The following is an 11,821-nucleotide window of genomic DNA, read 5'->3' on the forward strand; positions in this document are numbered from 1 at the left end:
GGGGATAGTAGGATGAGAATCGGAATACCGCAGGAAATACTAATGAACGAGAATCGAGTTTCGTTGACGCCGGCAGGGGTCAAGGAGCTTGTTCAGCTGGGTCATGAGGTCTATGTGCAGAGCGAAGCGGGCAGCGGAAGCGGCTATGCGAATGAGGATTATGCTTTGGCGGGCGCCGCAATATTGAAGGATGTCGCAGAGCTGTGGTCGATCTCCGAGATGGTCATGAAGGTGAAGGAGCCGCAAGCGTCGGAGTTCGGCTATTTCCGCGAGGGCTTGATTCTGTTCACGTACCTCCATCTTGCGGTGGAGCCGAAGCTGACTCAAGCCTTGATTGACAGCAAGGTAACGGCGATTGCTTATGAGACGGTATACAAGGATAATTCGCTGCCCTTGCTGATGCCGATGAGCGAAGTGGCGGGCAGAATGGCGGCGCAAATTGGCGCCCGTCTGCTGGAGAAGCAGCTTGGCGGAATCGGCATTCTGCTCGGAGGCGTACCTGGGGTGAGACGCGGCAAGGTGACGGTTATCGGCGGCGGGGTTGTCGGCATGAATGCGGCGTTAATCGCGTCGGGTCTTGGCGCGAATGTCGTCATTCTGGAGCAAAACCCGGACAGGCTGAGGATGTTGAGCTCCTTGTTCGGCTCCCGCGCCGAGGTGCTGATGTCGGATGCGGGGTCCATCGCCGAGCATGTCGGGGATGCCGATCTGGCAATTGGCGCCGTGCTGCTGCCGGGAGGCAAAGCGCCTACTCTCGTCAGCGAAGAGGTGGTGAAGAGCATGAGGGCGGGCTCGGTCATCGTCGATGTCGCCATTGATCAAGGAGGCATATTCGCCACCATTGATCGCAAGACAACCTATGCCGACCCTACGTATACAAAGTACGGCGTGGTGCATTACGCTGTCGCGAACATGCCAGGGGCGGTGCCGCGCACCTCGACAATGGCGCTTACGAACGCAACGCTTCCTTATGCGAGACTGATTGCCCAGCATGGCATTCAAGGCGCAGTGAAGACAAGCTCGGCTTTATACGGAGGGGTGAATACGGCTGGGGGGCTGCTCACGCACCCGGCAGTTGCCGAAGCGCTGGGTCAAACCTGCGCCGCGGTGGAAGAAGGATTGCTGCCTGCATGACGATGTACGGCAGCGGAACGCTTTCATCACAGGTGGAGAAGCTCCATCGTCCGACCTGGACGGAGATATCGCCGAAAGCTGTGCGGAGCAATATTCGCGCTTTCCGGCAGCAGATGCAGCCGAATTGCCGATTCATGGCTGTCGTGAAAGCGGATGGCTATGGTCATGGCATTGAGACCATTGCCGAAGCGGCCATCGAAGGCGGTGCGGACCGGCTCGGGGTTGCGATTCTGGATGAAGCGTTGCTGCTGCGCAAAGCAGGCGTTCAGGCCGGGATACAAGTGCTGGGCTATACGCCGCCACAGGCTGTCGAAGCGGCTGTTCGAAAGGGGATCACTCTCACCGTCTGCCATGCGGATGTCATCGAAGCTGTTGTCGAAGCGGCGGAGCGTTCAGGCAAAGTTGCGAGAATCCACTTGAAGCTCGATTCCGGCATGACCCGACTGGGCGTTTCGACATCGGCGGAAGCATTTCGGCTGCTGGAGAAGACGCGGGGCTCCTCGAAGGTGATGGTGGAAGGCATATTTACCCATCTCGCGAGCGCCGACCATGCGGATGGAAGCTTGGCGGAAAGACAGTTTGGCCGATTCATGGAGATGGTCAGACAACTGGAGGAGCTTGCGGGGCCAATTGCAGAGAAGCATTGCTGCAATACCGCCGCCGCGCTCCGTTATCCGCATATGCATCTGGATATGGTTCGCGTCGGACTTGGCCTGTACGGCATGGTAACTTCGGAGCATGTTCCGCCGCCGAGCAAGCCGCTGGAACCTGTCATGCAACTGAGAAGCAAGATTGTGCTGCTGCATGATGTGGAGCCTGGCGCGAGGGTAAGCTACGGCGGCAGCTTCCGGGCCGATCGGCCAAGCCGGATTGCCGTAGTTCCGATTGGATATGCCGACGGAATGCCGCGAAGTCTGTCTAATATTGGCTATGCGATTGTACGCGGACGCCTTGCGAAGATAGCGGGACGCATTTGCATGGATCAGTTAATGCTGGATGTGACCGAGGCGCTGGATGCGCAGGAAGGAGACATCGTAACCTTCATTGGAGAATCTGATGGACTTAGTATCTCGGCAGAGCAGGTCGCTCGTTGGTCGGATTCCATCACACATGAAATCGTAAGCCGGATAAGTCCGAGAGTGAGCCGCTTGGCGGTTGATTCGAAAATGACCTAAGAATCTTCACTTTGCGAGCACGCATCCAGTCACCAGGGAACGCTGCCTCTTGGACCTCATTAGAGCTGGAAATCAGCACTAATAGAGGGAACGTCGGAGCCGGAACGCCAATAGAGCTGGAAATCAGCACTAACGTCGCAGCGGGAACGCCAATAGTAGCAAATAAAGGGAGCGGACTAACTTTAATGGACACCACAGCCCTTATTGGGCTGAAAAACATGAAATCGCAATTTTTACGGACACTACAGCCCTTATTGTGTGAAAAACGTCTGTGATTTCGGTATCTGGAGGCAAATAAAAGCGCTGGTGTCCGTTTAAAGTGACAAATGGTGGTTTTTGATGCGAATAAGAGCACTGGTGTCCGTTCGTATTTCGCACAACTTATCATGTAATTGAATTCAAGAATCGAGAGGGGGACGGATATGAATACAAAGCAATTGAAAGTAGCGCTGTTAGGAGCTGGAGCAATTGCGGAGCATCATCTGAAGGCAATTGAGGCGACAGAGGGCTTCGTGAATGGCGCTATTGTGGATATCGATCGTTCGAAAGCCGAGGTAATTGCCGCTAAGTACGGGATTCGGGCCTATGTCGATTATAAGGAAATGTTCGAGCAGGAGAAGCCCGACGTGGCGGCGATCGCCTTGCCGCATTTCCTGCATCTCGAGACAGCGTTGTATGCGGCGGAGAGAGGCTGTCATCTCATGCTCGAGAAGCCGATGGCGCTGTCGACCGAGGAATGCGATCGTATTATCGAAGCGGGCCGGAAGCATGACATTCGCATCCTGATCGGACACACCCAGCATTATATGGCGGAAAATCGCTTGGCGAAGCAGATTCTGGACAGCGGCGAGCTTGGCGAACTGGTCATGATTCATGATGTTCGCCATGCGAACTATTTCCAACAATCGCGGCCGGAGTGGTTTCTGACGAAAGAGATGTCGGGGGGCGGCATTCTGGCGAATCTCGGCGCGCATTCTATCGACAAGATTCAATGGCTCACAGGAAGCGCCGTTCATAAGGTAAAAGCTTCCGTCAGCCGCCATGGGCAGCGGGGCAATGTGGAAGGAAGCGGAGCCGTCTATCTCGAGCTCGAGAACGGCATACCTGCGACGATCATGCAGTCGGGTTATCTCGGTACGGCTCGTAATGAGACCGAAATTCTATGTACGAAGGGGATGCTTCGCCTTCATACCGGAAACTCCTTGTGGATGAGCAAAGGAGGTCCGTATGAGCAACTCGAGGTTCCGCACAATCAGGATGCATTCGAGCTGCAGTACGAGGATCTTCTGGCAGCAATCCATTCCCATAGTGAAACGGCTTGTACTCCCGAGTACGGTCGAGGCGTGATCGCCGCGCTTGAAGCCGTATATCGTTCGGCCGAAAGCGGAACGGAGGAGCTCGTTGCAGAGGGATAACATAGGTTAAACGCGATTTACAATGGAAATGATGCAACGTCGTTAGTAATGGAGACGCTAATGCGTCTCGGTGGCAGTCATGCGGAACAAGTAAGAGATGCGTGGAAGCTCATGCAAGACGGATATGAATAGCAGCCCTGTCGGTGTCAGAGGCCTTGTTAAGGCCCAGCTGCAACCGGCGGGGCTTTTTTGTCGTTTACTACATATACGTTGAGGGCATGCACGAATTGGGGCTACTTAAATAGGGATTTTTTTGGTCTCAAGAAAACGATTCAATATTTTAGTTGAAGAATCTTGGTCCCAAGTGGACGGTTCCAGGTATCCAAACAAGTTATACAGGAATTTCTCCAGTATAATTCAGGAAATGATCGCTGTTTCGCAAATATACTGGGATAAGTCCAGCATATTCTTTAGAATCTCGTCTCAGGAGGGCATTCGAAGGAAATATAGGGTAGTTTTTCCTGTTCATTGAGTCATTCAGGGTATGGTGAGCTAATTATACGGGAGAAATTCCATGATAAGTTCAACATCTTCATGGATGTTGAACAATATGTTCATTGTAGAGACACTCACACTTGCTGCTCAGATTTATCTGCCATTTTTCGCTCGACAGGGTTCTTCGGGGTGGAAGATAGTGGTACAATTAGATTTAAATTTGGAAATGATGGAGAATTAGATGTTGGTGTAAAGACACAGAAAGCTCAATGAACCATGTTAAGCATGATTTGGGCTAAAGACAGGAGTGAAGCGCGGAATGGCAATCTTAATCCCTGTTATTCTTTTAATCATATTGTATTTTGTCATAAAAGAAGCCATCAACAATTCCAATCTGTCCAAAGATACGCCTTGACGATGAGTATTGTCCAAATTGCTACTTGAGGCTGCAGTAGGCTGGCTTCGAATTGAAATGAGAGGATGGAAACATGATTAAAGCACGAGCGGACAAAGATTTGAAAATTCAATTCGGGCTTTCCATGTTTAATATCTTGATTGTAGCTTGGAATGTCTATTTTATTTTATTACATGACTCGCCCCTTTTTTTGCTTTATTTTTTTGCGCCTGCGGTAGCGATTATTTTGTACCTTGACACCATGATTGTGCTTGATCTAATGAAGCATGATTATTTAACCATGCAAGCCAGATTAATTAAAAAGGGTTACAGAAAAATAACGGTAGAAGATTCCGAAGGGAAAACGAGGAAGCTTGGAATCAGGGATAACTTCGTGAGAGAGTTTAAGGGCGGAGAACGGTTAGAAATTCAATTTTACAGACGGACAAAAATGGTGATTTCTATTTCAAAAATATACAAGGATTTAGGTGATCGTTATGAATAGGAGGTTTTTTGTTGCCATTGTCTCCATACTTTTCATTCTTGCTGCTGGATGCAGTGCAAATAACACTAATAACACCAAGGACCAAGCGTTTGACCAACTCGATGTATCCCATAAAGTTAATCTATGGAATTCGATTCAATACGAAGAAATAACCGAAATCAACGCGATTCGAGCAATCGAACCTGATGCGGAGAATGGAAACTGGGTGATTCGATACTCAATCAATCTTGAGAATAGAGGAGAGGAATCTGCGAAAAACTTTCAAGCTGCATTTCGTGCAGCAACTCCATTTTCCTATATAAGGGGCACCGGCGGTCAAGGCAGTGACAACGGAGAATTAAAACCTGACGATACCCATGAACTTTATGGTTACTATCTGTTCGACAGTAAAGATAAAATGGAGGATTTCATCCAACGATCAACTCTGTTGCTCGAATGGACTGAAAACGAAGTCACTAAGCAGATGATTCTAAAATTTCCTGATGAGCCTACGCAATGATCTGGAAAAGGGAGTGATTTTTTGTTTATCTATTTTGTGCTGATAAGACGCCAGTTGTACTCATTGAAATCATTGCGCTGATGGCGTATTTGATTTATCAATTCAGGCAAACGGATGTGAAGTGGCGGTGAATTCAAAATTATTATACGTTATTATCCCCGTTCTGTTCATTATTGCATTGTGCAGTTGCTCACATCCTAATGGAGCGACTGCTCAAATGACAAAGCAGTTAAGAGCTCATGATAGCAACTTTAGTAAATTGTTATATTCACAGTTGGTCGGGGACGAGATCATTTCCTTCTATCGAACGAAAAGAAATAAATTGGGAATCGGCTGGTTTGTAGATAAAGAAGACGGTATTAAGCTCATTCAAACAAGCGGCTATGACAGTATCTATTCTGAGGATGCTCTTACCTGGCATGGCAAAGAAGACAATATGTTTAGCATGCTCTATGGAACAGTGCAAGATTCGTTAATCACTCAAGTTATTGCCGTAAGCGAGGGGTATAAGGCTGCAACGATAGTGGAAAGCAACGGAATCAGAATATGGTATGTAAAGCAGGGGGCAAGACTGCATTTGCCAATAACGATTCGGGCAACGGACCGAAATGGCGACATCATCTTCGAAACGGGTGACTTTGAACACTGGGAATCAGACTGAAGCGAGGAGTGAGCGTATGGATGCTGCCATGCTGGCGTTGTTAATTTTGTTAATAGCCGTTGTTGGTACTGCTCTTATTATAATCATTCGCTATGCGATTGACTCATCGAGAACCTCCAGGAAAATCGATAATCTAATAAACGAGGTTCAGATGCTCAGGAAGGAAGTAAGGCGCACGGAACATAAACATTCTCATATCGACGAAAAAATTTAATTCGAACAGAGTTAGTTCTTTATTGGCGATGATTGCCGCGGCAATCAGTCATTTTTTCACGTTTACCAATGAACCTACAGGCTGCTTCAATTTGTTGAAAAGCTATTTGGTTGCGTTCGTATTGGGCATGCTCATTATACTTGTCGCATCCATTATGATGATGTTTGTAAAGTCATGACTGAGGTTCGAGCTATATCGATTAATGCTGCGGCAATTCAAATCATACGTGAGCAGGGGATGAATACGGACCACATTCCTGCATTTACGTTTTGGAGCGGCGTTGTTATGGTTTTACTTGGGTTATTTACGACTTGTTACAACACTAGAATTGTTCAGTTCTATGTAACCGCGATTAACAGAGCTTACACGACTATAAGCAGGAAGTTATCTGAATAACTGAAGGAGTCGCAAATCATGATCATCATTGCATACATCATTCCTCTAATTATCTTTCTTGCTCTCATTTATATGGCGATAAGACCACTGTTATTGAGTCGAAGGGCGAGTAGGACCTTGACAGAGACTTTGCTATTCGCGATTCTATTGGTTCTTGTCGGCGGCTTTATCATTGCGGGATTTTCTGACGAAGAAGCGGAACTAAGCACGGTGGCAGGATCCTTTATTCTCGCGATAGGCGCTTTTGTTGGACTATTTGCCTTTCTGTTCAAGAAATAATCTTCTTCCGAAGGAGGTGGCGAAGATGAAACTTATCTTTATTCGACATGGGCAAGGCGTGCACAATACGAATGTCCCTGATCGGTTGAATGTCGTGAATCCAAGATTGACGGACAAGGGTAAGGAGCAAGTACGAGCGTTGAAGGGGATATTCAATTTTACGATCCATGATATCTTCATCGTCAGTCCTACGCTAAGAACGATAGAGACAGCTAATCTTCTTACCGAGCATTTGAATGAACCCAGGAAGTTTGTTCACCCTGTTGTTGGTCCAAGAATGTTTCCTATGCCGGAAGATCCTCTGACGATGCATGTGCGATGCGATGATGTTTATCCGCTTGAGAAGATAGAGCGAGAGCATCCCGATTTTACCATTCAAAATAAAGCAGATACCAGCCTTTGGCATACAGGTGTGAACACAATGCCGGATGCACAATTCCGCAACTATGCCGGCGATTTATTTGCTTGGATCAAGAGCTTGGGCGCTGTCCGTGTCTTCATCATTGCTCATGATGGCACGATTACCAATCTTCGAAGCTTCTTGGGCGAAATAGGATTAAGTAGAGCCGATTTTCTTGGCGAGGCGGGATGGATTAAAACGGAGGTGCAGCAATAGATTAGATATTTCGTATCAGGAGGCTCCAAATATGAGTTTTAGTTTGTCAACAGCTGCTATACAGCTTTGTACAATAATATTCATTGCACTAATTGTCTTTCTGCTATATGAATTAAGGAATAAGAACAAGTAGAGCATTCTACGCTGCACCTGCTTTTGAATAACAAAGGGGATTAATTAAATGAAAACCATTGAAGAACATTTTGATCCGTTCCCGGTGTTGGAGACGGATAGGACGCTTCTAAGACAGATTCGTCATGAGGATGCCGAGGATATGTTCCGTTATTGCAAAGTTCCTGAGGTTTCTCGGTATACGTCTTGGTATCCGCATCAGACGTCAGAGGATTCGAGGGTGTTCATTGAGCTAATTCTGAATAAATACGCCATAGACAAGATTGGGCCCTGGGGCATCCAGCACAAAGAGACAAACAAGCTAATTGGCAGCTGCAGCTTTATTAATTGGGACAATAAGCTGGCAAAGGCGGAGCTTGCATATGCGATGTCCAACGAATTTTGGAATCAAGGTCTGATGTCGGAGATTGCTCGGCGATTAATTCGATTTGCCTTCGACGAGCTTCATCTTATCCGAGTCGAGGCGCGCTGCCATCCGGATAATATTGGTTCATTCCGAGTGATGGAGAAGGCCGGGATGCAGCTTGAAGGCAGAATTCGCAAAGCGCTCTGTGTGAAAGGCGAATTTATCGATGTGCTGCAATATTCCATTATTAACGAGAACGAATAGGATCCCGAGACGATAAGTATGGATCGTTAATCATTCAGATCATTGATATTTTCTCTTCACTTTAATCGCCAGGGGGCAACTTCATGAATGCTCGTAAAAGATGGTGGATTTCTTCTAGCGGGGCTGTTGTGGTTCTTGCCGTTTATATTCTCGTATCCGTTTGGATCATGCATGATGTGAAGGATACGCTTAGAATGGCTTACATGCATGAGGCAAGTGGAAAATAACAAATGCCTATGAACAGCCATAATTTTTATAACTTAATTCTGGGAGAGTTGCTATATGAACGGTATCATGCCTTCTGCCGATTTAGTGACAGAGATCGAGCTGTCCGAGATCGATTATATGAGCAATCGAATGGAAGCGATTCAGAACAGACCGAATAATCCTGAAGGAGCAGAAGTCAGGCGCTTCGGCAATGCGGTTTGTTATTACAGCAAGACGATGCCCTGGCCATCCTTCAACACGGTGAAAGGCTTGCGGAGCGAGGATATTGAACAGTTCGATTCAATCCTCGATTTCTATCAGGCGAGGGACCGGAAGGCTCAATTCGAGATTGTGCCTTCCTTTGCCAATCAGAAGCTTCTAAGAGCCTTGGCCGATCGGGGATACTATCAGTCCGGCTTTCACAATTCCCTGTATATGGAGCCGAAATGGTTTGGTGATGAAGAGACGGATTCAGGTTCAATTCGAATAGAAGCGTTGCGAGAGGATCAAATTAATCTCTATGCGGCCATTCACTGCAAAGGAACGGGACTGCCAGATGGAGGCATACCGCATGTTGCGCAAAATAATAAAGTGCTGCTTGAGCAATATGAATGGTCATTCTATTTGGCTTACTATGATGATGTGCCAGCCGCTGTCGGTGTTATGTTCATGAAGGATGGAACAGCATCGTTGACCTTCGCCGCAACCTTGCCCGAATTCAGAGGCAAAGGGCTTCAGCAAGCTTTATTGAAGCATCGAGTGTCAGAAGCCTATCGCCATGATTGCCGTCTTGTGGTTGGACAATGCGCGTTCCTCTCGCAGAGCCACCGCAATATGGAGCGCATCGGCATGAAGCTTGGGTATGTCAGGACGACTTGGACGAAAGTATAATCGTTAGACGAAACAAGGAGGATTTGAATGGATGAGTAGAAGAGAATCCAAATGGTTGGGAATGACACTTCTAGAGGTGATAACATGAATAAGGGCATTATCGGCATTATAATAACGGCGGTCGGCACGCTGATGCTTGCGCAAGATTATCTGCAGCATTCCATGGCAAGTTATTTGTTCAATTGGCTGGGCATTCCTGAATGGTCTGCCGGCAATCAGGGCTTCTATTGGCCGGTAATCGCATCAGTCCTAATTATTATCGCGGGGCTAGTTGGAGTGGTGAGACATTATGAATCTCGGTATCCTCGAGTACTAGCAGGAAGTCTGCTTGGCATTTTTGCATTCTGTTACAGCTTCCCTTATGTGACGAAAGAGATAGTCTCCATTTTTTCATTTTGATGTTCGATTTAATGTTCGATCATTTTGCCGTTTGAGATGATAGCGAAGACGATTTTCATTCCGGTTTATCCGGGAATGACGGTCGTCTTTTTGTTATTTTCGGATAATTAGGGCAATCTATCCAAGAGTGTTGTTAATTCATTCTTGGAGTTGAATGGAATGGTTGTAATGGTTGTCACTATATGTTCGTTGTTGTTCATTGCTTACCCGCGCAAGACTGAAGCCAAGAACGAAAGGGTAGCGTACGTGTCGCTTAGCGCCTTTTCGATAGCATTGTTGATTGTTTATATTTGCGGCTATTTTCCCGTCATTGCCCACTTTTTTCATAACTATATGATTGCGGTTATACGCATGGGACGGGGGTATTTCGATGCGTGATGGTTACCAATTTTCATTAGATAAAGACTTGTCTAGAAATCTGATGAGTATCAAGAATTCGCTGCATGGTTCTGCGGAATTGATTATACGAGAGATGATTGCGGAATCCGACGTCGATTCCGTGCAATGCCGGATGGCGGTGTTGTATATGGACGGCTTGGCGGACAGATTAATTATTAATGAATACATTCTGCAGCCTCTATTAGCCTGGAAACCCGTAACAGGTTCCCCGGCAGAGGTGAGCGGCAAGATTTCCACAGGCGCAATTCTTCGAAGTAATTCAATGGAGGAAGCTCTGGAGCATCTAATTAATTCAAGCACGATTATACTCATTGATGGTTTTGAAGAGGTCATTATTATATGCACCGAAGGATGGGAACATCGCGCGGTCAGCGCACCTGCTACTGAGAGCAGTATATTGGGACCGCAGGATTCATTCAATGAGGTGCTCCGTGTCAATACGGCTTTACTCAGAAGACGAATTAAGGACAGCAGGCTTGTTGTCGCAACCGAACATGCTGGAAAGCGAAGCAAGACTTGTGTGACCGTTATGTATTTGGAAGATGTGGTGAACCCGAAAATGGTGGATGAGGTGAAACGACGACTTGACGAATTTGACGGCGACATGCTTGTGGACAGCAGCCAGCTTGCAGAAATTCTGGAGGATCAGCCATGGTCTCCTTTCCCGCAAATTGCCTATACGGAGAGAGTTGACCGAACGGCGGCGGCCATCATGGAGGGAAGGGTTGCGGTACTAGTCGATGGAACGCCATTTGCTCTCTATATGCCCATAACCTTCGCTGAGACGATGTTCTCCAACGACGATTACTACACGAAGTTTTACTTCGCCACGTTCATACGTTGGATAAGAGTGCTGGCTCTGATTATAGCTCTTCTTCTGCCTTCGATCTATATTGCGGTATCTTCGTTCCATCAAGAGATGGTTCCGACTGAATTGATGATCATGATGGCTGCCAATCGAACCGGGGTGCCGTTCCCGACGCTAGTCGAAGCCTTCCTGATCGAAACGACGTTCGAATTGCTTCGGGAAGCGAGCATTCGAATGCCGGGATCGTTCGGACAAACGATAGGCATTGTAGGTGCGCTCGTCATAGGTCAAGCGGCTGTTCAGGCGAATTTGATCGGACCGGTGCTTACGGTTATTGTGTCCTTCACGGCTATCGGATCCTTTGTTATTCCAAGTTATCAATCAGCGCTGGCGTTAAGAATGCTTCGATTTCCGATGATGATTTTGGCTGGAACAATGGGGTTGTTCGGCATCATAGTCGGTTGCTCGCTAATTCTCATTCATATGGTTAGAATACATTCCTTTGGCATTCCTTATATGACGGCATTCACTCCGGACAAGCTGGGAGAGATTGATGATTCTTTGCTGCTGAAGAAACCGGGATTTCTTCAACTGAGAAGACCCGGATTTCTCAAGCCCCAGCAAATGGTAAGGCGATCCAAGAGGAATTAAG

General features: G+C 47.3%; 13 protein-coding genes. All 13 read left to right on the plus strand.

Annotated elements, in window-relative coordinates:
- Positions 1-12 precede the first annotated feature (12 nt).
- On the plus strand, positions 13-1,134 hold the full coding sequence (ald, locus tag HFP08_RS15505) for an alanine dehydrogenase (RefSeq protein ID WP_168121510.1): 1,122 nt from the start codon (positions 13-15) through the stop codon (positions 1,132-1,134).
- Positions 1,131-2,309, plus strand: a complete 1,179-nt coding sequence (gene alr, locus HFP08_RS15510) for an alanine racemase (protein ID WP_168121511.1) — start codon at positions 1,131-1,133, stop codon at positions 2,307-2,309. The genes ald and alr overlap by 4 nt, the downstream gene beginning before the upstream one ends.
- Before the next feature lie 422 nt (positions 2,310-2,731).
- The gene (locus tag HFP08_RS15515) at positions 2,732-3,724 is read left to right on the plus strand and encodes a Gfo/Idh/MocA family protein (RefSeq protein WP_168121512.1); all 993 of its coding nucleotides are present in this window, start codon (positions 2,732-2,734) and stop codon (positions 3,722-3,724) included.
- Between the two features lie 923 nt (positions 3,725-4,647).
- Positions 4,648-5,058 carry a hypothetical protein gene (locus tag HFP08_RS15520; RefSeq protein WP_168121513.1) on the plus strand — a complete coding sequence of 137 codons (411 nt, stop codon included), beginning with the start codon at positions 4,648-4,650 and terminating at the stop codon, positions 5,056-5,058.
- Positions 5,051-5,557, plus strand: a complete 507-nt coding sequence (locus tag HFP08_RS15525) for a hypothetical protein (RefSeq protein WP_168121514.1) — start codon at positions 5,051-5,053, stop codon at positions 5,555-5,557. The genes HFP08_RS15520 and HFP08_RS15525 overlap by 8 nt, the downstream gene beginning before the upstream one ends.
- 217 nt (positions 5,558-5,774) lie before the next feature.
- The gene (locus HFP08_RS15530) at positions 5,775-6,218 is read left to right on the plus strand and encodes a hypothetical protein (protein ID WP_168121515.1); all 444 of its coding nucleotides are present in this window, start codon (positions 5,775-5,777) and stop codon (positions 6,216-6,218) included.
- Positions 6,219-6,846: 628 nt separating this feature from the next.
- Positions 6,847-7,107, plus strand: a complete 261-nt coding sequence (locus tag HFP08_RS15535; protein WP_168121516.1) for a hypothetical protein — start codon at positions 6,847-6,849, stop codon at positions 7,105-7,107.
- A 25-nt stretch (positions 7,108-7,132) separates the two neighbouring features.
- Positions 7,133-7,723, plus strand: a complete 591-nt coding sequence (locus HFP08_RS15540; RefSeq protein ID WP_168121517.1) for a phosphoglycerate mutase family protein — start codon at positions 7,133-7,135, stop codon at positions 7,721-7,723.
- A gap of 181 nt (positions 7,724-7,904) precedes the next feature.
- Positions 7,905-8,465 (plus strand): GNAT family N-acetyltransferase, encoded by a 561-nt coding sequence (locus HFP08_RS15545; RefSeq protein WP_168121518.1) that lies wholly within the window; start codon positions 7,905-7,907, stop codon positions 8,463-8,465.
- Between the two features lie 83 nt (positions 8,466-8,548).
- Complete coding sequence (locus HFP08_RS15550) at positions 8,549-8,692, plus strand: SPW repeat protein (protein WP_168121519.1); 144 nt, start codon at positions 8,549-8,551, stop codon at positions 8,690-8,692.
- 55 nt (positions 8,693-8,747) lie between these two features.
- Positions 8,748-9,563 carry a GNAT family N-acetyltransferase gene (locus HFP08_RS15555; RefSeq protein WP_168121520.1) on the plus strand — a complete coding sequence of 272 codons (816 nt, stop codon included), beginning with the start codon at positions 8,748-8,750 and terminating at the stop codon, positions 9,561-9,563.
- Between the two features lie 84 nt (positions 9,564-9,647).
- Positions 9,648-9,962 (plus strand): hypothetical protein, encoded by a 315-nt coding sequence (locus HFP08_RS15560; protein ID WP_168121521.1) that lies wholly within the window; start codon positions 9,648-9,650, stop codon positions 9,960-9,962.
- A gap of 370 nt (positions 9,963-10,332) precedes the next feature.
- Positions 10,333-11,820, plus strand: coding sequence for a spore germination protein (locus HFP08_RS15565; RefSeq protein WP_168121522.1), 1,488 nt, complete (start codon positions 10,333-10,335; stop codon positions 11,818-11,820).
- Position 11,821: the final 1 nt, after the last annotated feature.

The sequence above is a fragment of the Paenibacillus sp. HB172176 genome, from assembly GCF_011947265.1.
Taxonomy (GTDB): Bacteria; Bacillota; Bacilli; order Paenibacillales; family Paenibacillaceae; genus Pristimantibacillus.